Origin of the sequence: Kitasatospora sp. NPDC048715, from assembly GCF_043198905.1 — a bacterium.
Taxonomy (GTDB): domain Bacteria; phylum Actinomycetota; class Actinomycetes; order Streptomycetales; family Streptomycetaceae; genus Kitasatospora; species Kitasatospora lactacystinica.
In genome coordinates this window covers 784238-807219 of sequence record NZ_JBICVH010000001.1, presented here as the reverse complement: position 1 = coordinate 807219, position 22982 = coordinate 784238, and the positions used below count along the sequence as shown (strand labels likewise).

The 22982-nt window shown below is 75.4% G+C and carries 15 protein-coding genes and 1 pseudogene; 5 read left to right on the top strand and 11 right to left on the bottom strand.

The features are described 5' to 3' along the window. Nucleotides 1-18: 18 nt before the first annotated feature. Nucleotides 19-2421, bottom strand: coding sequence for a DUF5682 family protein (locus tag ACGFSC_RS03750; protein WP_359911279.1), 2403 nt, complete (start codon nucleotides 2419-2421; stop codon nucleotides 19-21). Continuing rightward, nucleotides 2418-3500 carry an AAA family ATPase gene (locus ACGFSC_RS03745; RefSeq protein ID WP_359911276.1) on the bottom strand — a complete coding sequence of 361 codons (1083 nt, stop codon included), beginning with the start codon at nucleotides 3498-3500 and terminating at the stop codon, nucleotides 2418-2420. The genes ACGFSC_RS03750 and ACGFSC_RS03745 overlap by 4 nt, the downstream gene beginning before the upstream one ends. A 178-nt stretch (nucleotides 3501-3678) precedes the next feature. Between ACGFSC_RS03745 and ACGFSC_RS03740 the strand changes: the two genes are divergently transcribed. Together ACGFSC_RS03740 and ACGFSC_RS03735 are read left to right on the top strand one after the other, a co-directional pair. Then, entirely contained in the window at nucleotides 3679-4980 is a 1302-nt protein-coding gene (locus tag ACGFSC_RS03740) for an SWIM zinc finger family protein (RefSeq protein ID WP_359911273.1), read from the top strand. Between the two features lie 33 nt (nucleotides 4981-5013). Beyond that, nucleotides 5014-6594: a DUF5691 domain-containing protein gene (locus ACGFSC_RS03735; RefSeq protein ID WP_359911270.1), complete on the top strand. Its 1581-nt coding sequence runs from the start codon at nucleotides 5014-5016 to the stop codon at nucleotides 6592-6594. 114 nt (nucleotides 6595-6708) lie between these two features. On the opposite strand, the gene ACGFSC_RS03730 is transcribed toward ACGFSC_RS03735, so the two are convergent. Continuing rightward, nucleotides 6709-7113, bottom strand: a complete 405-nt coding sequence (locus ACGFSC_RS03730; protein ID WP_224285525.1) for a cobalamin B12-binding domain-containing protein — start codon at nucleotides 7111-7113, stop codon at nucleotides 6709-6711. A 322-nt stretch (nucleotides 7114-7435) separates the two neighbouring features. Here ACGFSC_RS03730 and ACGFSC_RS03725 point away from each other — a divergent pair, with 322 nt between their 5' ends. Further along, nucleotides 7436-8236, top strand: a complete 801-nt coding sequence (locus ACGFSC_RS03725) for a M23 family metallopeptidase (protein WP_359911267.1) — start codon at nucleotides 7436-7438, stop codon at nucleotides 8234-8236. A gap of 6 nt (nucleotides 8237-8242) precedes the next feature. Here ACGFSC_RS03725 and pcrA read toward each other — a convergent pair whose 3' ends face one another. The 3 genes from pcrA to ACGFSC_RS03710 all read right to left on the bottom strand — a co-directional run bounded on the left by pcrA (nucleotide 8243) and on the right by ACGFSC_RS03710 (nucleotide 13056). Continuing rightward, nucleotides 8243-10855, bottom strand: a complete 2613-nt coding sequence (gene pcrA / locus ACGFSC_RS03720; RefSeq protein WP_359911264.1) for a DNA helicase PcrA — start codon at nucleotides 10853-10855, stop codon at nucleotides 8243-8245. Between the two features lie 145 nt (nucleotides 10856-11000). Further along, a complete protein-coding gene (locus tag ACGFSC_RS03715; RefSeq protein ID WP_359911261.1) occupies nucleotides 11001-11729 on the bottom strand; it encodes a response regulator transcription factor in 729 nt (242 codons plus the stop codon). Next, entirely contained in the window at nucleotides 11722-13056 is a 1335-nt protein-coding gene (locus ACGFSC_RS03710) for a PspC domain-containing protein (RefSeq protein WP_380355709.1), read from the bottom strand. Before ACGFSC_RS03710 ends, ACGFSC_RS03715 begins: the two co-directional genes overlap by 8 nt. Before the next feature lie 263 nt (nucleotides 13057-13319). On the opposite strand from ACGFSC_RS03710, the gene ACGFSC_RS03705 reads away from it, so the two are divergent. Both ACGFSC_RS03705 and ACGFSC_RS03700 read left to right on the top strand, forming a co-directional pair. After that, nucleotides 13320-14816 (top strand): PspC domain-containing protein, encoded by a 1497-nt coding sequence (locus ACGFSC_RS03705; RefSeq protein WP_359911255.1) that lies wholly within the window; start codon nucleotides 13320-13322, stop codon nucleotides 14814-14816. Continuing rightward, a complete protein-coding gene (locus tag ACGFSC_RS03700) occupies nucleotides 14813-15022 on the top strand; it encodes a hypothetical protein (protein ID WP_359911252.1) in 210 nt (69 codons plus the stop codon). Before ACGFSC_RS03705 ends, ACGFSC_RS03700 begins: the two co-directional genes overlap by 4 nt. A gap of 55 nt (nucleotides 15023-15077) precedes the next feature. Here the strand turns inward: ACGFSC_RS03700 and ACGFSC_RS03695 are convergent, their stop codons facing one another. From ACGFSC_RS03695 to ACGFSC_RS03675, 5 genes and pseudogenes are all read right to left on the bottom strand, one after another. Continuing rightward, nucleotides 15078-15362: a Rieske (2Fe-2S) protein gene (locus ACGFSC_RS03695; RefSeq protein ID WP_359911290.1), complete on the bottom strand. Its 285-nt coding sequence runs from the start codon at nucleotides 15360-15362 to the stop codon at nucleotides 15078-15080. A gap of 231 nt (nucleotides 15363-15593) precedes the next feature. Further along, a pseudogene (locus ACGFSC_RS03690) lies at nucleotides 15594-16127 on the bottom strand (DoxX family membrane protein); the annotation flags it as partial. Nucleotides 16128-16340: 213 nt separating this feature from the next. Next, nucleotides 16341-17936 (bottom strand): glutamine-hydrolyzing GMP synthase, encoded by a 1596-nt coding sequence (gene guaA / locus ACGFSC_RS03685; RefSeq protein WP_359911249.1) that lies wholly within the window; start codon nucleotides 17934-17936, stop codon nucleotides 16341-16343. 1018 nt (nucleotides 17937-18954) lie between these two features. Next, the gene (locus tag ACGFSC_RS03680) at nucleotides 18955-20679 is read right to left on the bottom strand and encodes a hypothetical protein (RefSeq protein WP_359911246.1); all 1725 of its coding nucleotides are present in this window, start codon (nucleotides 20677-20679) and stop codon (nucleotides 18955-18957) included. A 303-nt stretch (nucleotides 20680-20982) separates the two neighbouring features. Further along, complete coding sequence (locus ACGFSC_RS03675) at nucleotides 20983-22815, bottom strand: GMC family oxidoreductase (RefSeq protein ID WP_359911243.1); 1833 nt, start codon at nucleotides 22813-22815, stop codon at nucleotides 20983-20985. Between the last annotated feature and the right edge of the window lie 167 nt (nucleotides 22816-22982).

Here is a 22982-nt window from a genome sequence, read left to right as displayed (position 1 = left end):
GTGCCACCGCGGCGGGTGTCAGGTGTCGCGGCCGGCGGCCTGCCGGGGGATCCTCGGGCGGATCCCGAGCAGCAGGGCCACCACCGGGACGGCGGCGTCGGCCCGGGCGCGGTCCAGCTCACCGGCCGCGGCGTCGACGGCCGGCGGCTCACCGAGCGGGCCGGCCGCGACCCGTCCGCCGATGGTGGTGCGCACGCCCGCCTCCAGTCCGGCGAAGGTGCGGCGCAGCAGCGGCAGGACGTCGGTGAAGGCCTCGCCGCTCACCCCGGTCAGCCACTCGTCCAGCAGGGCGAGCAGCCGCGGGTCGTGCAGCAGCAGGGCGCCGCCGCCGGTCAGGAAGCCCTCGACCCAACCGGCCGCGTCGGCCGGGGCGTTGGCGGCGGAGAGCACCAGCCGCAGCCGTCGGCCGGCCTCCGCGGAGTCGAGCCGGCCGTCGTCCAGCAGCAGCCGCACGGCCCGGCCGCGCAGCAGCCCGGGGGCGCCGGTGGCCGGTCCGCCGGCCGGCTCGCGGCGGGCCAGCGAGCGCAGGGCGGCGGCCCAGCGGTCGGCCAGGCCGGCCAGGCCGTCCGGGTCCGGCGCGGTGCCGGCGGCGGTGGTGTCGGCAGTGGTGCTGCCGGCGGCAGTGGCGTCGGCGGGATCGGCGGCCAGCAGGCCGATCGCGCCGTGCACCTCGTCGAGGCGGCCGCGCATCGCCTCCGCGCCCCGCGCGTCCAGGCCGACGCAGCCGGGCGGCAGTCCGACGCAGATCCGCTCGGCCAGGCCTGCGGCCGCCTCGGCGAGCGCGCCGTGGTCGGTGCCGCGCACGTCGCCGTAGCGCAGCGCGCGGACCAGTGCGGGCAGCGCGCCCGCGAGGTGCGCGACGTCGGTGTCCAGTGCCGCGCAGTCGGCGAGCACCCGCATCACGGCGGGCAGTGCGCCGGACAGCCCGGCCAGCAGGCAGGTCTCCACCAGGCCGGTCAGCTCGGCGAGTTCCCCGGCGGCGCGGGCGGTGCCGACGGCCTTGTTGGCCGCGGCCTCCTCGACCGTGGTGCCCCACTGGGCGGCCTCGGCGATCCGGACCGCGAACTCGGGCTGCCAGCACAGCCGCCAGCTCTCCCGGAACGTCCCGGTCGAGTTCACCGAGGAGCGCGCGGGCACGCCCCAGTCCACGCCCAGCAGCCGCAGCCGGTGCAGCAGCCGGGAGCGGGCCGCGTCGGTGTCCTTGCGCAGGTCGAGGTCGACGTCCTTCGGCGCGGCCTCGGGCTTGAGCCGCAGCGAGCGCTGCAACCGGGTCAGGTCGCGCTGGAGCGGCACCGCCGGTGCGGCGTCCGGGACCTCGCCGAGCGCGTCGCCGACCACCAGGCGGTCCCGGACCAGCTCCAGGGCGACGTCCGAGCCCTCGCAGAGCACCGCGCGCACGGCGTCCAGGGTCTCGGTCAGCCCGGCGAGCGGGCGGCCGCGCAGCACGGCCAGGGTCTCGGCCAGCCGGACCGCCTCGATCACGTGCGCGGAGGAGACCGGGTGGTCCTCGGCGCGCAGCAGGTCGGCCGCCCGGGTGAGCCAGCGCGGCACCGGGTCACCGTCGGTGGTGAACAGGTGGTGGTACCAGCCGGGCGACTGCACACCCGCGCCGTAACCGGTGGCCTGGGAGAGCCGGCGGTGCGTCCACGGCACCCAGGTGATGTCCGTCCGCACCTTCTTCGGCAGTGCGGCGAGCAGCGCCCGGTCGTGGGCGACGGTGGGCATCCGCTCCAGCGCGGGGACGTGGAAGGCCCCGCAGACCACGGCGATCCTGCGGTGCCCGGCGCGGCGGGCGGCACGGATCTGCTGGCGCATGTACGCCTCGCGCAGCAGGTCCCGGCGGGACTCGCCGAGGCCCTCCGCGCGCAGCGCGCCCATCGCCTCGGCGACGGCGGCGAACGGCGCCAGCGCGTCGTCGCCGGGCGCGCGGTGCTCGACCACGTCCTCCCACCAGCGCTCCGCGTCGTCGTGCCCGGCCGCCTCGGCGAGCAGCGCCAGCGGGTCGGCGACCGGCCCGGTGTCCTCCTCCTCGGCGGCCGTGCCCTCGACGGCCGTCCCCTCCTCGGCCGTCCCCTCCGCGTCCTCCTCGGGGGCCGGCGCGAAGCCGTGCCCGGCGGGCAGGTCGATGAAGCGGACCGGCAGGTCGTGCTCCACGGCGTGCCGGATCGCCACCCACTCCGGGGAGAACTCGGCGTACGGCCAGAAGGCGGCCTTCGCCGGGTCGTCCACCGCGTGGGCGAGCAGCGCGACCGGCGGGACCAGGTCCTTCTCCGCGGCCAGGTGGACGATGCCGTCGGCCTCCGGCGGGCCCTCGATCAGCACCGCGTCCGGCCGCCACTGCGCCAGCGCGGCGGCGACCGCCCGGGCCGAGCCGGGGCCGTGGTGGCGGATGCCCAGCAGGGCGACCTCGGGCGCCGTCATGCCCCCACCTCACGGGCGGCGCGGTAGAAGTCCTTCCAGCCGTCGCGCTCGCGCACCACCCCTTCGACGTACTCGCGCCAGACCGCCCGGTCCGCCACCGGGTCGCGGACGACGGCGCCGAGGATGCCGGCCGTCACGTCCCCGGCGCGCAGCACGCCGTCGCCGAAGTGGGCGGCCAGCGCGAGTCCGTTGGTCACCACCGAGATCGCCTCGGCGGTGGAGAGGGTGCCGCTCGGGGTCTTGACCTTCGTCCGGCCGTCCACCGTGATCCCGGCCCGCAGCTCCCGGAAGACGGTGACCACGCGCCTGATCTCCTCGGCGCCGCCGGGCAGTTCGGGCAGTTCCAGGGAGCGGCCGAGCTGGTTGACCCGGCGGGTGACGATGTCGACCTCCTCGTCCAGCGAGCCCGGAAGCGGCAGCACCACGGTGTTGAAGCGGCGGCGCAGCGCGCTGGACAGCTCGTTGACGCCGCGGTCGCGGTCGTTGGCGGTGGCGATCACGTTGAAGCCGCGCACCGCCTGCGTCTCGGAGCCCAACTCCGGTATCGGCAGCGTCTTCTCCGACAGGATGGTGATCAGGCTGTCCTGCACGTCGGCCGGGATGCGGGTGAGCTCCTCGACCCGGGCGATCCTGCCCTCGGCCATCGCCCGCATCAGCGGCGAGGGCACCAGGGCGTCCCGGCTGGGCCCGCGGGTGAGCAGCTGGGCGTAGTTCCAGCCGTACCGGACGGCCTCCTCGGGGGTGCCGGCGGTGCCCTGCACCAGCATCGTGGAGTCGCCGCTGATCGCCGCCGCCAGGTGCTCGGACACCCACGTCTTCGCGGTGCCCGGCACGCCGAGCAGCAGCAGCGCGCGGTCCGTCGCCAGGGTCGTCACGGCGACCTCGACGACCCGGCGCGGGCCGATGTACTTGGGGGTGATCCGGGTGCCGTCGGGCAGTTCGCCGCCGAGCAGGTACGTCGCCACGGCCCACGGCGAGAGCTTCCAGCGCTCGGGACGCGGACGGTCGTCCTGTGCGGCCAGCGCGGCCAGTTCGCCGGCGAACGCGTCCTCGGCGTGCTGCCGCAGAACGTCGGTCATGGGGGCTCCTTCGGGTCTGCCGCCGGGCACACGGGTGCCCCGGGCGCAAGGGTGATCGGGGGGAGCCAGGTCGGCGTCCCGGCCTGTGGAACCAACCCTGCACCGAGCCACTGACAACCCGGCGGGGCCCCGGACGGACCGTCAGCCGATGTCAGTGCCGCCGCCTACGGTCGGTCGCATGGAGGAACGCTGGAGCACCGAACACGTCCTGTCCCTGGCACCTGACGCCGCCTCGCAGAAGGCCGCGGGCAAGCTGTCCGCGCCCGCGCCGTGGTCCGGCACCGGCACCGACGGCACCGCGCTGTGGGGCGAGTGCAAGGGCAGCGGCCGCACGCCGTACCGCACCGCGATCGAACTCGCCACGCCCGCCTACCAGTGCAGCTGCCCCAGCCGGAAGTTCCCGTGCAAGCACGCGCTCGGGCTCCTCCTGCTGTGGAGCGGCACCCCGCAGGCCGTCCCGGCCGGGGAACCCGCCGACTGGGTGGCCGAGTGGCTCACGTCCCGCCAGGAGCGCGCCGAGAAGCGCGTGAAGGAGCAGGTCGTCGATCCGGAGGGCGCCCGGCGCCGGGCCGAGCGGCGCGGCGCCCGGGTCGCGGCCGGCGCGGCCGAACTGCGGCTGCGGCTGGCCGACCGGGTCCGGCACGGCCTCGCCGACCGGTCCACCGCCGGGCCCTGGGAGGAGGTCGCCGCCCGGATGGTCGACGCACAGGCCCCCGGCCTGGCCGCCCGGGTCCGCGAACTGGACGCGCTGCCGCAGGAGCGGCTGCTGGAGGAGTACGCGATGCTGCACCTGCTCGCCACCGCCGCCACCCGGCTGGACGAACTGCCCGCCGAGCTGGCCGCCACCGTCCGCACCCGGGTCGGCTACACCGTGGAGAGCAACGAGGTGCTGGCCGGCCCGACCGTCCGCGACCGCTGGCTGGTACTCGGCAGCCGCGACACCTCGGACGAGCGGCTCATCACCCGCCGGATCTGGCTGCGCGGCGCCAAGACCGGCCGCCCGGCGCTGCTGCTCTCCTTCGGCCGCACCGGCCAGGCCCCCGCCCTCGCCCTGCCCACCGGCCGCCTGGTGGAGGCCGACCTCGCCTACCACCCGGGCGCCCACCCGCTGCGCGCCACCCTCGGCGAGCGCTACGGCGCCCCCGAGCCGGGCCCCGCCGAACCGCCCGCCGGGCTCACCGTCGCCGAGGCGGTGGCCGGCTACGGCACCGCCGTCGCCGACGACCCGTGGCTGGAGAGCCGGCCGACGGTGCTCGGCGACGTCGTCCCGGTCCGCACCCCGGACGGCTGGTTCCTGACGGACGGCCACCACACCGTGCCGGTCCGCGCCTCGACCGTCCCGGAGACGGCCCTGTGGCGGCTGGCCGCCGTCTCCACCGGCCGCCCGCTGACGGTCTTCGGCGAGTACGGCCACCAGGGCTTCGCCCCGGTCACGGCCTGGGCCGCCGGCCGACCCCCGGTCGGCCTCACCAACGCTTAGACACGCCCCAGACACTCCCCAGGAGAACCCGGCATGACGATCACCCAGGACCCGTGGGAGACCCTGCACACCAGCGCCCTGCTCGGCACCGACCGCCGCCCGCTCCCGGCCACCGCCCTGCCGCTCGCCGACGCCGTGGACCGGGGCGATCCGGCCACCGCCCTGCTGGAGCTGGCCGCGCTGGCCGCCGTCCGCCGCCGGGCCGGAGCGCTGCCCGTACCGGCCGCCGGGCCGCCCGGGCCGCCCGCGGCCGAGGACACCCGCCCGGAGCTGCCCGAGCCGGCCGCCCGCCGGCTGGCCGTCCTGCTCTCGGGGCGGGCCGGCAGCGGCGGCGGCACCCTGGCCAACCTGGCCGAGCTGCTGCCGCAGTGGCTCACCACCGCCCGGGCCCGGGGCCTGCGCCCGCCCGCCGCGCTGATACCCGGCCTGCTCGACGCCGCCCGCGCCCGCAGCGAACTGCGCCCCGACGCCGTGGCCCTGGCCGGTCCGCCGGGCCGCTGGCTGGCCGAGCAGAACCCCGACTGGCGGTTCGTGCTGCGCACCACCGCCCCCGACCTGCCGCAGCAGCCGACGGACGACCGGCTCTGGCACGAGGGCCTGTTCGCCGAGCGGGTCACCCACCTCACGCTGCTGCGCCGCCGCGATCCGGCGGCCGGCCTGGAACTGCTGCGCGGCACCTGGTCCACCGAGCGCGCCGAGGACCGCCTGCTCTTCCTGGACGCCCTCCAGGACGGCCTCTCCCCCGCCGACGAACCGTTCCTGGAGGCCGCCCTCGGCGACCGCAGCAAGAACGTCCGGGCCACCGCCGCCGAACTGCTCTCCACCCTGCCCGGCTCGGCCCTGGCCCGCCGGATGGCCGAGCGGGCGCGGGCCGCCGTCCGGCTCGCCGGCACCGGCACGCATCTGCTGGTCACCCCGCCCGCCGAGTGCGACGCGCAGATGCAGCGCGACGGGATCGCGCCCAAGTCGCCCACCGGGCGCGGCGAACGGGCCTGGTGGTTCGGCGAGGTGGTGGCCGCCGCGCCGCTGTCGCTCTGGCCGGAGAGCACCGGGCTGACGCCCGAGCAGCTGCTCGCCCTGCGGGTCGGCGACAGCATCGACGAGACCAGCAGCAGCTGGGCCGACGACCTGCGGGAGGCCTGGGCGCGGGCCGCCGTCCGCCAGCAGGACGCCGACTGGGCGCGGGCGCTGCTCGGCCCGGCCCCGTCCGGGCGCGGTGCGCGGGCCCGCGCGGCGCGCGCCACCGGCGCCCCGGCCAAGCTGCTGGCCGTCCTCCCGCCGGAGGAGCGGGCCGTCTGGACGGCGGCGTTCATCACGGCGCACGGGCTGGGCGAGGCCTTCCAGCTGCTCGGCGCCTGCGCCACCCCGTGGACGCCGCCGCTGTCCACCGCCGTGGTGACCGCCCTGGCCCGGGCGGCGGCCTCCGGGGCGTACCCGTGGAGCCACAGCGGGGTGCTCGGGATGACGGAGCGCGCGCTCGCCCCGGAGACGGCCGCCGCGGTGGAGGAGCTGGCCGCCGGGGCCGCCCCGGACTCCGCGTGGTCCGAGACCTTCGCCCGGCTGGCCGGCACCCTGCGCTTCCGGGCGGCGATGCTCGCGGAGCTGGCGGGCTGAGCCGGGGCCGACGGGGCCGACGGGCCGGCCCGGGGCTTTCCGGGGCTTTCCGGGCCCCGGAACGGCGGAGCGGGCCGGCCCCGGGGAGGGGCGGCCCGCTCGACGCGCGGTGGTTCAGCCGGCCCGCAGGTTCGACTCGACCCAGGCGACCACGTCGCGGGTCGGCGTGCCCGGGGTGAAGATGTCCGCGACACCCATCGCCTTGAGCTCGGCGATGTCCTCGTCCGGGATGATCCCCCCGCAGAAGACCTTGATGTCCTCCGCGTCGCGCTCCTTCAGCAGCTCCAGGACCCGCGCGCACAGCGTCATGTGGGCGCCGGAGAGGATGGACAGCCCGATGCCGTCCGCGTCCTCCTGGATCGCGGTGTCGACGACCTGCTCGGGCGTCTGGTGCAGTCCGGTGTAGATGACCTCCATACCGGCGTCGCGCAGGGCGCGCGCGATGACCTTGGCACCACGGTCGTGACCGTCGAGCCCGGGCTTGGCGACCACCACACGGATCGGCCCCGACACACTCATGACTGCCTCCTGGACGTCGTCGTCCACCATCCGACCGGGCCTCGTGGGCCGCCGGCGCGGTTAACGGTCAATAACCAACCTGAGGGGAGGTTAGCGCCACCCGGCACGGTTGACCGTGCCACCTCCCAAGAGGAGGGCAAAGTCACAGCTCCGGGCCTTGCCACCGGCGGGCCTACCCCTCCTCCCCGCAACCTCCGCACAGACCCCCCGGCCGCCCCCTTGACATCCGGAGGTTTTTCCGGGGCGTCGGCCAGGGAGCTACAGTCACGGCTGTCTTCCCCCGCCCGACGACGTCCGAGGCCCACCGAGGAGGCAGCCCCCGATGGCTCCCGATGCAGCCGCCCGTCCGACCCGCGCGGAGCTGCGCCTCGCCGCCCGCGAGCAGTCCCGTGCCCAGCGCCGCGGCGCCGCCAGGGCGGCCACCCGGACGGCGCTGCTGCGGGTCGCGCTGCCGTCGGTGGCCGCGCTCGGGGTGGCCGCGGCGGCGGCGATCACGGTGCAGGGGGAGGCCGACCAGCAGCGCGCCCAGGCCGCCGGACAGGTGCCGCGGACCGCGGTCGACAACGCCCCGGACACCACCGCCGCTCAGGCGGCGGCCCAGGCGGTCGCGGCCGGCGCGCCGACCCAGGCCTCGCGCGGCGACGCCCGCCTGCCGCTGGCCGGCGCCCAGCCCACCGAGGCCCCCACCGCGCAGCCCACCGCCGAGCCGGCGCCCGAGCCGGTCGGGCCCAAGGTGGTCATGCCGGTCGCCCGGCACGGTCTCGGCGAACAGTTCGGCGAGGCCGGTACCCACTGGGCCAACCGGCACACCGGCATCGACTTCCCGGTGGACGGCGGCTCCGAGGTCTACGCCGTGACCGACGGCACCCTGCGCACCCAGTGGAACCCGTTCTACGGCTACATGACGATCCTCAAGATGCCCGACGGCACCGAGGCCTGGTACTGCCACCTGCGGGCGTACAAGGTGCGCAAGGGCCCGGTGAAGCAGGGCGACGTGATCGCCTTCGTCGGCACCAGCGGCAACAGCACCGGCCCGCACCTGCACTTCGAGATCCGGCCGCAGGGCAGCGGACCGATCGACCCGCTGCCCTGGTTCCTCGCGAACGGGCTGGACCCGCGCTGAGCCGCCCTACAGCTTCTCGACGGGCGCGTAGCGCAGCAGCAGCTGCTTGCGGCCCTCGGCACCGAAGTCGACGGTGGCCTGCGCCCGGTCGCCGGCACCCGTGACGGCCATCACCGTGCCCAGCCCGAAGCTGTCGTGGGTGACCCGGTCGCCGACCGCGAGCGAGACGGCCTCGCGCTCCGCCGTCCGGCCGCCGCGCCGGGCCGACTGCCCCCAGCCCGCCTTCGGCGCGGCCGCCGTCGACGAGGACCGCGAACCGCCGCCCCCGGACGAGGACCTGCCCCAGGACGAGCCGGAGGAGAAGCCGCGCTGGACCGGCGCCTGCGCCGCCCCGGTGCGCTTCCACTCCACCAGCGTCTCCGGGATCTCCTCCAGGAACCGCGAGGCCGGGTTGTAGGCCGGCTGCCCCCAGGCGCTGCGCAGCACCGAGCGGGTCAGGTACAGCCGCTCGCGGGCCCGGGTGAGCCCGACGTACGCGAGCCGGCGCTCCTCCTCCAGCTCCTTGACCTGGTTGAGCGCCCGCATGTGCGGGAAGATCCCGTCCTCCATGCCGGTCAGGAAGACCACCGGGAACTCCAGGCCCTTGGCGGTGTGCAGGGTCATCATCGTGATGACGCCCTGCCCGTTCTCGTCGTCGTCCGGGATCTGGTCGGAGTCGGCGACCAGCGCGACCCGCTCCAGGAAGTCGGCCAGCGAGCCGACCGGCGGCGTGCCCTCGGCGTCGCCCTCCGGCCGCTCGCCCGGGTCCTGCTCGTACTCCAGGGCGACGGAGGCGAGCTCCTGGAGGTTCTCCACCCGGGTCTCGTCCTGCGGATCGGTCGACGCCTGGAGCTCGGCCAGGTAGCCGGTCTCCTCCAGGACGGCCTCCAGCACCGCCGCCGGGCCCGCGCCCGACTCGACGACCTGGCGCAGCCCGGCCATCAGGGTGTTGAACTTCTTGACGGCGTTGGCCGAGCGCGCGGCCATCCCGTAGGCCTCGTCGACCCGGACCAGCGCCCGGGCGAAGGAGATCCGCTCCCGCGCGGCCAGCGCGTCGATCATCGCCTCGGCCCGCTCGCCGATGCCGCGCTTGGGCACGTTGAGGATCCGGCGCAGCGGCACGGTGTCCTCCGGGTTGGAGAGCACCCGCAGGTACGCCAGGACGTCCCGGACCTCCTTGCGCTCGTAGAAGCGCACCCCGCCGACCACCTTGTACGGCAGGCCGACCCGGATGAACACCTCCTCGAACACGCGGGACTGGGCGTTGGTCCGGTAGAAGATCGCGACGTCGCCGGGCTTGGCCTCGCCCTTGTCGGTGAGCCGGTCGATCTCGTCGGCGATGAACTGGGCCTCGCCGTGCTCGTCGTCCGCGACGTAGCCGATGACCTTCTCGCCGTGCTCGCCGGCCGTCCACAGCTTCTTCTCGCGGCGGTTGGCGTTGCGCTCGATGACGGCGTTGGCGGCGCTCAGGATGGTCTGGGTGGAGCGGTAGTTCTGCTCCAGCAGGATCGTGGTCGCGTTCGGGTAGTCCTCCTCGAACTGGAGGATGTTGCGGATGGTCGCGCCGCGGAAGGCGTAGATCGACTGGTCCGCGTCACCGACCACGCACAGCTCGGCCGGCGGCACCTCGGCGAGCCGCCCCGCCGCCGGGTTCACGAGGTCGCCGTCCGCGGTGCGCCTGGGCGCGGCCGCGACGGAGCCCCCGCTCAGCTCCCTGACCAGCATGTACTGGGCGTGGTTGGTGTCCTGGTACTCGTCGACCAGGATGTGCCGGAACCGGCGCCGGTAGTGCTCGGCGACGTCGGGGAAGGCCTGCAGCAGGTTCACCGTCGTCATGATGATGTCGTCGAAGTCCAGCGCGTTGGCCTCGCGCAGCCGCCGCTGGTAGAGCGCGTACGCCTCGGCGAGCTTCTTCTCCATCGGGTTGGCGGCCTGGTCGGCGAAGGTCTCCTCGTCGATCAGCTCGTTCTTGAGGTTGCTGACCTTCGCCGTGAAGGACTTCGGCGGGAACTGCTTCGGGTCCAGGTCGAGGTCCCGGCAGACCAGCGACATCAGCCGCTGCGAGTCCGCCGAGTCGTAGATCGAGAAGCTGGAGGTGAAGCCCAGCTGCTTGGACTCGCGGCGCAGGATGCGCACGCAGGCGCTGTGGAAGGTGGAGACCCACATCGCCCGGGCGCGCGGGCCGACCAGCGCCTCGACGCGCTCGCGCATCTCGCCGGCCGCCTTGTTGGTGAAGGTGATCGCCAGGATCTCCCCCGGCTGCACCCCGCGGGCGCCCAGCAGGTGGGCGATCCGGTGGGTCAGCACCCGGGTCTTGCCCGAGCCGGCGCCGGCCACGATCAGCAGCGGCGAGCCCGCGTGCAGCACCGCCTCGCGCTGCGGGTCGTTCATCCCCTCCAGCAGCTGCGCCGGGTCCACCACCGTCCGCGCGGCGCCGTTGCGGTACCAGGCGTCCCGCTCCGCCTCGGCGGAGTGGTCGGTCCGGAACAGCCCGTCCGGGATGGCCTCCTCGTACGCGTCGTACGGAACGTCGTCGTCGTACGGCGGGGGCTCCTCGTCGAGGGGAGCTGCGGGCTGCTTCGACCCGGCGGCGGGTGCCTCGAAACCGGGGAGCGGAAGGTCGTCAAAGAGGCTACTCATGGCACATCGAGTCTATGGCCACCCACCGACAAGCCCGCCCGCCCCGGGCGACCGGGCCCGGTGCGGGCCGGTGCGGGCCGGTCGGACGGGCCCGCACCGGCCTTCGGGGGCGCCGGACGCCCCAGCCCCTCAGAGCCTCAGAGCCTCAGACCAGACGGCGGGCGGTGGCCCAGCGGGTCAGCTCGTGGCGGTTGCTCAGCTGGAGCTTGCGCAGCACCGCGGAGACGTGGCTCTCGACCGTCTTCACCGAGATGAAGAGCTGCTTGGCGATCTCCTTGTAGGCGTAGCCGCGGGCGATCAGCCGCAGGACCTCCCGCTCGCGCTGGGTGAGCCGGTCCAGGTCCTCGTCCACCGGCGGGGTGTCGGTGGCGGCGAAGGCGTCCAGCACGAAGCCGGCCAGCCGGGGCGAGAACACCGCGTCGCCGTCGGCGATCCGGAAGATCGCGTTCACCAGGTCGGCGCCGGTGATGGTCTTGGTGACGTAGCCGCGCGCACCGCCGCGGATGACGCCGATGACGTCGTCGGCGGCGTCCGACACCGACAGCGCCAGGAACTTCACGCCCTCCCGTCGCTCGCCACCGCTCTTGTCCGAGCCGCCGCGCGCCGCGCCTCCCGACCCCTCGCCCATCACCCCGGCCGAGCGGCGCAGCACCTCGACGCCGCCGCCGCCCGGCAGGTGGACGTCGAGCAGCACCACGTCCGGCCTGGTCTCGGCGACCACGCGGACCGCCGAGTCCACGTCGTCGGCCTCGCCGACCACGTCGATGCCGGTCACCTCGGTGCGGCCGATCTCGGCCCTGACCCCCGTCCGGAACATCCGGTGGTCGTCCACCAGCACGACCCGCGCAGAACGCTCCGGAGCTGCCTCAGTCATCCGCTCTCTCCATCTCCAACTCGACCTCGGTGCCGCCGCCCGCAGCCGGCCGCACCCGAGCGGTGCCGCCGTTGCGCTTCATCCGGCCGATGATCGACTCCCGTACGCCCATCCGGTCCTCGGGCACCGTGTCGGGGTCGAAGCCGGGGCCGTGGTCGCGGACGAACACCGACACCGTCCTCCCCTCCACCTCGGCGTAGACCTGGACCGGTCCCCCGCCACCGTACTTGGCCGCGTTGACGGTCGCCTCCCTCGCGGCCTGCATCTGTGCCGCGATCCTCTCGTCCATCGGGCAGTCGCCGACGATCACCAGCTCCACCGGGACGCCGTGCCGGTCCTCGACCTCGGCGACGGCGGCCCGCAGGCTCTCCGCCATGGTGTCCGGTGCGGCCTCGGCGGCGGCCTCCGGGCGGTACAGCCACAGCCGCAGCTCGCGCTCCTGCGAGCGGGCCAGCCGCAGCACCTCCTTGGGGTCCTCGGCCCGGCGCTGGATCAGGGTCAGGGTGTGCAGCACGGAGTCGTGGATGTGCGCGGCGATCTCGGCCCGCTCCTGGGCGCGGATGCGGGCCGTGCGCTCGGCCCCGAGGTCCTGCCAGAGCCGCAGTCCGTACGGGCCCAGCAGCACCAGCACGCCGGCCAGCACCGCGAGCGAGGCCTCGACCACCGAGCCGAGCGTGGAACCGCTGCCCTGCATGGCGAGCAGCGCGATGGTGCCGGCCACCGCGAGCAGCACGCCGGCGCCGACCCGGGTGTAGGCGCCGCGCCGCTTCTCGCCCTCCTCGATGCCGAACCAGCGCTGCCAGCGCGAGTCGTCGGCCTGCCGCCAGACCAGCGCCACGCCGACGCCGATCGCCAGCAGCGGCCAGGTGTACGGCTTGGCGGTCTGCAGGCCGAGCACGTTGAGCAGGGCGATCAGGCCGATCACCGTCATCACCAGGGCGGCGAGCTGGCCCAGGCCGCCCTGCCCGGCCTTGCCGGCCGGCGCCGCCTCCTCCCCCTCCGCGGGGGCGCCCACCGGCTCGCCCTGCAGGGTGTGCTGGAGCAGCCGGCGCATCCGGGCCACCCAGCCGCCGGCCTGGCCGCCCTTGCTCAGCAGGCCGCCCTGCACCCCGGGCGAGGCCGGGACGAACACCCCGTTGACGTACACCCACTGGGCGCCGCCGCGCTGCGAGGGCTCGCCGATGCCGATCGGCACCACGAACCAGAACGCGGCGTACAGCAGGGCGCCGATCCCCTGCGCGAAGAACAGCACGACGAAGGCGATCCGCACCCACCGCACCGGCAGCCCGAGGTGCACCGCCAGGCCGTGCGCGACGCCGCCGAGCATCCGTCCCTGCGGGCTGCGGTAGAGCCGCCGGTAGGGCGGCCTCCCGTCGTCGGGCGCGCTCGGGTCGGCGCCGGCCGACGACGCGGCGTCGGGGGCGGTGGGTCGGGGATCGGTACCGGGGGCTGCCACGGCACCGATGGTTCCACGCGCGCGCCCACGGGCGCATCAGGGTGTGTCCCCATCGCGTATCAGGGACAAGTCAGGGTACGGACAGGGATCGACCCGGTTGGGCCGGGCCCGCCCCTGCCGGAAGGATGGTGCCCATGACCGAGGACCCCCGCATCGAGGAGGCCGGGCCCGCCGCCCCGCCGGAACCGGACCGCCCGCCACTGACCCGGGCCGAGCACCACCGCGTGGTGGCCGGCGTCTGCGGCGGCCTCGGCCGGCACCTGGACATCGACCCGGTGGTCTTCCGGATCGTCACGGTGGTGCTCTGCCTCTCCGGCGGCCTCGGGCTGTTCCTGTACGGCCTGGCCTGGCTGATCGTCCCGACCGACGACGAGTCCAAGGGCCGCGGCGGGCGCACCGAGCTCCAGCGGGTGCTCACCGGGCGGGTGGACGGCCAGTCGGTCGGCGCGGTGCTGCTGACCGTGATCGGCACCGGGGTGTTCTTCTCCTCGATGGGCGACGGGGACCAGATGTTCCCGCTGCTGCTGCTCGCCGCCCTGGTCTTCCTGGCGGTGCGCTACGACCCGGAGCGCCGCCGGGGCCGCGGCCGGGGGCGCGACCGCCGCGGCGGCGGGCCGTACGACCGCCACTTCCCGGGGTCCGACGGGTCCGAGGGCACCGAGGGCACCGGGGTCACCGGCGGCGCGGCGGGCGCCGGGAGCGCCGGGGCCTACCGCTGGCCGCGGCCGGAGCAGGACGAGTCCGCCCGGGCCGCCGGAAAGGGCCCCGCCGACAGCCCGGCCCCCGGCGCCGGCGGCTACCTGTGGGACCCCCGCCACCCCGAGCGCAATCCGTACGGGGGCGGCTCCTCGGCCACCCCGACCCCGCCCTTCGGCACTCCGACCCCGCCCTTCGGCACCCCGGTGCCGCCGGCCGGTGGCCCGGCCCGGCCCTGGTGGCAGCGCGCCGACCTGCCGCAGGGCGACCCGCTGCGCAAGGAGCACCCCGGGCGACGCCCCGCGCCCGCCGCCGTACGGCGCCCCCGGGAGCGCTCGGCGCTCGGCTTCTTCGGCTTCCTGCTGGCGATCGGCGCGGGCGCCGCGGTCTGGGCCGCCTCCGCCGACCACCACGACCCCACCGTGCTGGGTGCGACGGTGCTGGCCGCCGCGCTGCTGGTGGTGGGCCTGACGCTGCTGGTCGGCGCGAAGTTCGGCCGGGCCCGCCGGCTGGCGGTGACCGGCCTGCTGCTCACCCTGGCGCTGGCCTTCGTCGGCCACTCGCCGGACTCCGTGCGCAACGCCGTCGGCGATCGCGACTGGACCGTCGCCTCGGCGACCGACCTGCGCGACCGGTACAACCTGGGCGCCGGGCAGATCAGGCTCGACCTCTCCGCGCTCGACCCGGCGGGGGCCACCCTCGCCACCAAGGTCGACCTCGGAACCGGCGACATGACGGTCACCGTGCCGGACGACATCACGGTGAACCTGGTGACCCGGATCGGCCTGGGCAACGTCACCGTCCCGGGTGAGCGGAGCGACGGCACCGGGCGGCACACCTACCTGATCGGCCCTGCCAACGGGCAGCCGGCCAAGGGGACCCTCAATCTCGAACTCGGAATCGGGCTCGGCAACATCAAGGTGGTCCAGCAGTGAGGAAGCACCGGCTCGACCTGTTCTCGCTGATCGCGGGCGCGCTGTTCACCGTACTCGCGGTGCTCTACCTGGTCGCGGCGCTCAACGACCAGTCGGTGAACGGGCGGATCGTCATCCCGGTCACCTTCATCGTGCTCGGTGTCGGCGGCCTGGCCGGCGCGGTCGCGGCGGTGGCCCGGCGCGGCCGGCCCGACCGCGAGGAGTGAGCGGCCGGGGCAGGCCCCCGGACGTCCCGCGCCGCCCCTGACCGGCTCCGGGCCCTCAGCTCTGCTGCGGGCCCAGGGCCAGCCGGTCCCCGTCCTTGCTGACGGCGTACTTGGGCAGCGGCTTGACCGCCGGCCCGTTGACCACCGCACCGGTCGCGGCGTCGAACCGGGAGCCGTGGCAGGGGCAGTACAGCTGGCCGTTCTTCGGCGCGTCCACGGCGCAGCCGGAGTGGGTGCACACCGCGGAGAAGGCGCAGTACTGGCCGGCCTTGGGCTGGACGATGTAGACGGCGTCCCCGGTGGCCGGGTCCTTGACCTGGGCCGATCCGCCGACCGGCACGCTCGCGGCGGGCACCGTGGGCGCCGTCGCCGGGGCGCCGGAGGCCGGGGCCGCGGCGGACGGGACGGCGGAGACCGGGGCCGCCGACGGCTCGGGCGCGGCCGACCTGTCCCGGCCGAAGGTCCGGGTCAGCGAGCCGGTGAGCAGCCCGGCCCCGCCGATCGCGACGGCCGCGATCCCGCCGTCCACCAGGGCCCGGCGCTTGACGTGGTCCTCGCCCAGCCCGCGCGCGCGGTCCCGTCCGGCCCGGCGGGCCAGGTAGCCGTCCACCGACAGGTACGGGGTGCCGGCCAGCAGCAGCGGCGTCCAGGCCATCAGGTAGGCCAGGTCGTTGCCGAGGTAGTACGGCGAGACGCTCCAGCTGACGGTCAGCCACAGGCTGAGGCTGAGCAGCGCGCCGCCGAGCGCGGCGGCCCGGCCCCAGAGGCCGAGCAGGGTGCCCAGGCCCACCGCCAGCTCGCCGAAGGCGACGGCGAGCGCGAACAGGGTCGGGTGGTCCAGGGCGGGGCCGAGCAGGAAGGAGATCGGGCTGCCGCCCGCCTTGGCGGCCCGGGTCTGCGAGACGAAGGACGCCGGGTCGCCCGCCCCGGCCAGGAAGTGGGCGTCGGAGAGCTTGTCGAGCGCGGCGTAGACGAAGGTGACGCCGAGGAAGAGCCGCAGGGGCAGCAGCGCGTACTTGGACGCGAGCGCCCGCAGTTGCGCCGCCCCGGCGGCGCGGCCGGCCGCGCCGCCACCGGCCGGCACCGAGTTGCTGGCCTCCGACATCCCTCACACCTTCCCTCGCCGCCTGCCAGTCCCTGACAGGTCCGGTCCGCATTCTGCCCGCTCCCGGCCGCTTTCGGTGGGAGGTCCTCCCGGAGAGCGACGCCCGCACCGCAAACGGTCGCGCCGTCGCTCCCTCCAGTACGGGAACGACGGCGCGACCGTTCAGGCATCGGCCTCAGGACGAAGAAGCGTCCCGGCGGCCGGCGGGAGTGATCACTCCCACTCGATGGTGCCCGGCGGCTTGCTGGTGACGTCGACGACGACGCGGTTCACGTCGCGGACCTCGTTGGTGATCCGGGTGGAGATCTTCGCCAGCACGTCGTACGGCAGGCGCGACCAGTCGGCGGTCATGGCGTCCTCGGACGAGACCGGGCGCAGCACGATCGGGTGGCCGTAGGTGCGGCCGTCGCCCTGCACGCCCACGCTGCGGACGTCGGCGAGCAGCACGACCGGGCACTGCCAGATCTCGCGGTCCAGACCGGCCGCGGTCAGCTCCTCGCGGGCGATCGCGTCGGCGTCGCGGAGCAGGTCCAGACGCTCCTCGGTGACCTCGCCGACGATCCGGATGCCCAGGCCCGGGCCCGGGAACGGCTGGCGCTGGACGATCTCCTCCGGCAGGCCCAGCTCCTGGCCGACCATCCGGACCTCGTCCTTGAACAGCTTGCGCAGCGGCTCCACCAGCTGGAACTGGAGGTCCTCGGGCAGGCCGCCGACGTTGTGGTGGGACTTGATGTTGGCGGTGCCGGTGCCGCCGCCGGACTCCACCACGTCCGGGTACAGGGTGCCCTGGACCAGGAAGTCGACCGACTCGCCCTGCTCGCCGGCCTCGGCGACGATCTCGGCCTGGGCCTGCTCGAAGACCCGGATGAACTCCCGGCCGATGATCTTGCGCTTCTCCTCGGGGTCGGTGACCCCCTTCAGCGCGTTCAGGAAGCGCTCGGCGGCGTCGACGACCTTCAGCTGGACGCCGGTGGCGGCCACGAAGTCCTTCTCGACCTGCTCGGTCTCGCCCTTGCGCATCAGGCCGTGGTCGACGTAGACGCAGGTCAGCCGGTCGCCGATGGCCTTGTTGACCAGGGCGGCCGCGACCGCGGAGTCCACGCCGCCGGACAGGCCGCAGATCGCGCGCTTGTCGCCGACCTGCTCGCGGATCAGGGCGATCTGCTCGTCGACCACGCTGCCGGTGGTCCAGGTCGGGGCGATGCCGGCGCCGCGGTAGAGGAAGTGCTCCAGGACCTGCTGGCCGTGGTCGGAGTGCAGCACCTCGGGGTGGTACTGGACGCCGTAGAGCCGGGCCTCGTCGTTCTCGAAGGCCGCGACCGGGACCAGGTCGGTGGAGGCGGTGACGGCGAAGCCCTCCGGGGCGGCGGAGCAGGCGTCGCCGTGCGACATCCACACCGAGTGCTGCGCCGGGACGCCCTCGAACAGGGTGGAGCCGGTGCGGGAGACGGTCAGCGGGGTGCGGCCGTACTCGCGGGCGCCGTTGTTGTCGACGGTGCCGCCGAGGCTCTTGGCCATCAGCTGGAAGCCGTAGCACATGCCGAAGACCGGGACACCGGCCTCGAAGATCGCGCGGTCGATCTGCGGCGCGCCGTCTTCGTAGACCGACGAGGGGCCACCGGAGAGGATGATCGCCTTGGGGTTCTTGGCGAGCATCTCGGCGACCGGCATGCTGCTCGGCACGATCTCGCTGTAGACCCGCGCCTCACGCACCCGACGGGCGATGAGCTGGGCGTACTGGGCGCCGAAGTCGACCACCAGGACGGGGTCGTTGTCCGGCGCGGACTGGACGGGAATTGCAGAGGACACAGACGGCCTTCCGGCAGCGGTATCGAGGTGTCACGCGTGGCCGCCTCCCCGGCGGGACTGCGGCTGCGGCGGACGGTGTGGGGTGTCTGGACACCGATTCTACCGGGCTGTCCGGTTTCACTCGTCTGCCCGTCCAATGAACCGTGACCGGGCGGGGCCGCGGTTCGTTGCTTCTGACGAACGTACGGCCGCGCCGCGTCCGCCAGGCGCGCCGCCCGCCCCCGCGGGGGCACCGTACGGCAGCAGGACCACGCGTGGAGCTCCACCCCAGTCCACCGGCGCACGTGGTGCCGCCGCCCGGTCCGCCGGGCGCGCGGCTCCGTGGGACCGTGCGCGGGTGCCGCGGCCGGCGAGCAGGGGACAGCGACCCCGGCCGCGACTGGGCCGAGAGGTGGGACGGCCGGAGTCCGGGGACGCCCGGGACCGGCCGTCGCACCCCCGGTCCGTTCCGGTGCGCGCCCGGGCGCACTCCCCCGTCCACCTCGTGCCGCTACGCGCGTCCCCGTGCGCCACAACCATCCGGACCACTACGCACCGTGATCATCGACGGCGGCCCCGCCGGGAAATGCTCTGTGCCGAACTGTGCCGAACCGGTTGCAGAGCGAGCCCCTCGTCCAGCACGATGCTCGTTGTAAGCGGTTCTCCCGGCGCCTCACGGCCCACCGAGGAGGCCCGCGACGGCGTTCTCCGCAGCCGCGCCGCAGGGCGGTGGCAGCGATTGTCAGTTCACGCTCCGTGAGCGTGGGACCGGCGCAGACCTGCGTGCCGACCCGCCGCGCACGGAGGTGCGCGCCCCGCACGGCCGGCCACCCACGCCGGAGCCGCGCGGCGCACCCGAAGCCGACCGACACGACGGCGCTCCTCCCCCGGCGCCGTCACCCCAGCACCGGCGCGGCCCTGACGCCGAGTGCTGAACGACAAAGGGCCCCGTTCCCCCGCGGGGCCCTTTGCCCTTTCCCCGTGCTCCCGACCTCCGGCACCGTGCTCCCGGCCGCCGGCACCCCGACCGCCGCCCGGGTCAGGGGTGCTTGCGCCAGACGCTCGGGTCGACCGGCTCCTCGGCCGGGGGCGGCGGCACCGCGCCGGGCACCGGCGCCCCGCCGGCCGGGGCGGGCGGCTCCTCGTGCGAGTCGAGCACCTCGCTCACCCCGCCGCCGGAGTCGAACGGCGCGTCCTGCGGCACGACGGCCCGCGCCGGCCCGCCGTACCCCGGCACCGGACCGCCCTGCTGCGCCGGAACGCCGTGCGGCGGCGTCGCGTACGGCACCTGCGGCGGCACCGCCGCCGGGTGCGGCGCGCCGCCCTGGGCACGGGCGAACGGGGACTCGGCGTACGGCACCGCGCCGTTCGGCGCGCCCGCGCCCCGGTCGCGGACGGCCACCAGCAGCGGCGGCACCAGCAGGGCGCCGACCAGCGCCCAGACCGCGTTGGCCACCAGCGTGCCCAGGAACACCAGCCCGGCCGAGGACTCCTGGGAGAACTCCATCCGGGCGGTCTCGGTCCAGCCCGTCATGGACGTGGTCTCCACCAGCCGCGCCCCGGAGAGCGCCATCAGCAGGGTGAGCGCCCCGGCGTGCAGGGCCGCCAGGCGCAGCCGGTCGGTCGCGTCCAGGCGCCGCCGGTACGCCGCCCAGCCGAGCACGCCCGCCGCGACGAGCGCGGCCAGGCCGGCCCAGCGCCAGTCGGCGCTCAGGTCCCGCAGGTCGAAGAAGGAGAACTCGGTGTCGTTGCTGCGGTCGCGCCACGAGCCGCCGCCGTCACCGGACAGACCGGTGTGCGTCCGGAAGCCCGCCCCCGACCCGAAGCCGAGCAGGCCGAGGCCGAGGTTGGGCAGGAAGGCCAGCGAGACCCCGGTCAACGCCCCGTCGTCGCTGTTCAGCGCGACCAGCAGGAAGGCCGCCACCGAGGACAGCCCCACCGAGACCGCGAGCGCCTGGCCGGCGGTCAGCGCGGCCACCGCCCAGCCGCGCACCGAGCGGCTGCGCCAGGCCGCCCAGCGCAGCGCGTCGGTGCCGTACACCAGGAAGGCCAGCAGGGCGGCCGGCACCACGGTCCAGGCGACCGCCTCCAGCCAGCCGGAGTCCGCGGTGACCAGCAGCTCCGGCTTCCCCCGGGAGTCGAAGTAGTCGGACTTCACGCCGCGGCCGTCCGGGCTCCAGTCCGTACCGCCGACCAGGCCGAGCGCCAGGCTCACCGCCGCGAGGACCGCCGCGGTGCGCATCGCCTCGGCGGCGGCCTGGCCCCGGGTCAGCTGGCCCTCGGCCGCCTTGCGCCGGCGCAGCCCGGCCCGCAGGCCGAGCCAGAGCGCCAGGCACCACAGGACCGTGACGGTCATCGGCAGCACCCGGACGGTCTCGGTCCAGCCGTCCGGGCCCCGGCCCACCGAGCTCTGGTAGGCGAGCCGGAACGGCGCGCCGAGCGCGTTCAGGGTCATCGACAGCATCGCGCCGAAACGCTCGCCGAAGCCGGGCGCCTCGAACCGGTACTGGTACTGGTAGTCGCTGGGGACCGCCGCGATCAGCGCCACGGCCAGCAGGACGAGGGTCGGCGCGACGGCCGCCCTGGCCGCCGGGCGCCAGTCCGCGGCCGTCAGCAGGCGCTGGAGGGCGGGCTGCCTGTCGTACGACTGCCCGGCGCCCCAGCTGCCCAGGGCGGGCGGGGCCGCGGCCGCGGGCCGGTACCCCGGCTGCGGCCCGTACTCCGGCTGCGGCCCGTACCCGGGCGGCGGCACGGGCGGCGGCACGGGCGCAGCCGCACCCGGCGGTGGCGGCGGGACAGCTGTCGGCGGGACGGCCGGCGGGACGGCCGGCGGGACGGCGCTCGGCGGGGCGGTCGGCGGGGCCGGGGGCGCGAACGGCCGGCCGCACGCCCCGCAGGCGGGCGCCCCCTCCGCCGAAGTCGCCCCGCACGATGTGCAGTTGGCCATGGCCCGCGTTCCCCCCGCTCGACGAGTTCCTGGCCGCCCCAGGGAGCCCGTTTATCCCATCGGACCCGAACGGCTGTCAACCGGGAACCGGCGCAGGCGGATTGGCCCTCCGGACCGGGTTCAGCCGCGCTTCTTCGGGACCTCCGGGACGGGCAGCAGCGGCAGCCGCAGCGCGCCGAACGCGCCCTCGGGCACGGCCGGCCGCACCGGCGCCACGGCCGCGACCCGCCGGTACTCCTCGCCCTGGGCCGGGCGCGGGTCCGCCTCGCCCTTGTTCGGCCACATCGACAGGGCGCGCTCGGCCTGGGCCGTGATGGTGAGCGAGGGGTTGACGCCCAGGTTGGCGGAGACGGCCGAACCGTCCACCACGCTGATCCCCGGGTAGCCGTACAGCCGGTGGTACGGGTCCACCACGCCGGTCCCGGGGGCGTCGCCGATCGGGCAGCCGCCCAGGAAGTGCGCCGTCATCGGGATGTCGAAGATCTCGCCGACGGTGCTGCCGGGGAAGCCGTTGATCTCGTCGGCCAGCGCCTGGGCACCGCGCTCGGCCGCCGGGATCCAGGTCGGATTGGGCTCGCCGTGGCCCTGGGCGGAGGTGAGCCGGGCCTTGCCGAGCGGGCCCTTCCTCAGCGAGACGGTGATCGAGTTGTCGAGCGACTGCATCACCAGGCCGATGATCGTCTTCTCGGACCAGCGGCGCTGGTTCATCGAGCGGGCGAAGGTCACCGGGTGGAGCGCCGAGTTGCCCAGGTAGCGCAGCCAGCGCGGGAGCGTTCCGCCGCCCCTGACCTGGGCGATGGACAGTGCGCCCATCGCGTTGGAGCCCTTGCCGTAGCGGACCGGCTCGATGTGGGTGTTGGCGTCCGGGTGGATCGAGGAGGTGATCGCCACGCCCTTGGTGAAGTCCGCCTTGGCACCGTAGCGCCGGTCGGTGGTCTGCGCCCCCACCAGGGCCTCGGAGTTGGTCCGGGTCAGCTCGCCCAGCCGCTCCGAGATCCGGGGCAGGTGGCCGCCGTCCCGCATCCGGTGCAGCAGCGACTGGGTGCCGTAGGTGCCGGCCGCGACGACCACCCGGGCCGCCGTGATGGTCCGCGCGCCCGCCTTCACCCGGTCGGTCTTCGAGCGCGCGTCGGTGCGGCGCACGTCCACGGCGAAGCCCCGGTCCCCGTCGGCCCCGCCGATCTCCCGGATCCGGGCCACCGTGGTGAGCGGGTGGATCTCCGCGCCGCCCTTCTCGGCCAGGTACAGGTAGTTCTCGGTGAGCATGTTCTTGGCGCCGTGCCGGCAGCCGGTCATGCACTCGCCGCACTCCACGCAGGCCTTGCGGGCCGGGCCGGCGCCGCCGAAGTACGGGTCGGCCACCTCGCCCCCCGGGGCCGCCTCGGCCGCGCCTCCCCCGGACTCCGTCCGGGAGGTGCCCCCGGCGTCCTCGCCGTCGCCGAAGAAGACCCCGACCGGCGCCATGTGGAAGGTGTCGCCGACGCCCATCCGCTCGGCGGCCGCCTTGAGGTGGACGTCGGACGGGGTGAGGGTCGGGTTGAGCCGGACCCCGAGCATCCGCTGCGCCTGGTCGTAGAACGGCGCCAACTCCTGCTGCCAGTCGGTGATGTGGCGCCACTGCCGGTCCTCGAAGAAGGCCTTCGGCGGCACGTACAGGGTGTTGGCGTAGTTCAGCGAGCCGCCGCCGACCCCGGCGCCGGCCAGGATCAGCACATTGGCCAGCAGGTGGATGCGCTGGATGCCGTACAGCCCGAGCCGCGGCGCCCACAGGTAGTTCGGCAGGTCCCAGGAGTTCCTGGGCAGTTCGTCCCGGTCGAAGCGCCGCCCGGCCTCCAGGACGGCGACCCGGTAGCCCTTCTCGGTCAGCCGCAGCGCCGCGACCGAACCGCCGAAGCCGGACCCGACCACCACCACGTCGTAGTCGAACTCCGCCGCACCGCCGGACTGCACCATCTGCCACCGCTCCTTCGCCGGGTGAACCTGTCTGTGGGGCGGCAGGCCGGGCCCGCGCGCACCGCGGGGCCCGGCCCGCCGCCCGGGCCCGCGCGAAGCGGGCCTACGTGAAGCGGGCCCACGTGAGCGGGCCCACGTGAAGCGGGCCCACGTGAAGCGGGCCCACG

Coding starts and splice junctions, on each gene's coding strand:
- ACGFSC_RS03675 (WP_359911243.1), bottom strand. CDS start 22,815: ATGGTGCAGTCCGGCGGTGCGGCGGAGTTCGACTACGACGTGGTGGTG.
- ACGFSC_RS03740 (WP_359911273.1), top strand. CDS start 3,679: ATGGAGGAACGCTGGAGCACCGAACACGTCCTGTCCCTGGCACCTGAC.
- ACGFSC_RS03745 (WP_359911276.1), bottom strand. CDS start 3,500: ATGACCGACGTTCTGCGGCAGCACGCCGAGGACGCGTTCGCCGGCGAA.
- pcrA (WP_359911264.1), bottom strand. CDS start 10,855: ATGAGTAGCCTCTTTGACGACCTTCCGCTCCCCGGTTTCGAGGCACCC.
- ACGFSC_RS03705 (WP_359911255.1), top strand. CDS start 13,320: ATGACCGAGGACCCCCGCATCGAGGAGGCCGGGCCCGCCGCCCCGCCG.
- ACGFSC_RS03715 (WP_359911261.1), bottom strand. CDS start 11,729: ATGACTGAGGCAGCTCCGGAGCGTTCTGCGCGGGTCGTGCTGGTGGAC.
- ACGFSC_RS03710 (WP_380355709.1), bottom strand. CDS start 13,056: ATGCTCGGCGGCGTCGCGCACGGCCTGGCGGTGCACCTCGGGCTGCCG.
- ACGFSC_RS03735 (WP_359911270.1), top strand. CDS start 5,014: ATGACGATCACCCAGGACCCGTGGGAGACCCTGCACACCAGCGCCCTG.
- ACGFSC_RS03725 (WP_359911267.1), top strand. CDS start 7,436: ATGGCTCCCGATGCAGCCGCCCGTCCGACCCGCGCGGAGCTGCGCCTC.
- ACGFSC_RS03750 (WP_359911279.1), bottom strand. CDS start 2,421: ATGACGGCGCCCGAGGTCGCCCTGCTGGGCATCCGCCACCACGGCCCC.
- ACGFSC_RS03730 (WP_224285525.1), bottom strand. CDS start 7,113: ATGAGTGTGTCGGGGCCGATCCGTGTGGTGGTCGCCAAGCCCGGGCTC.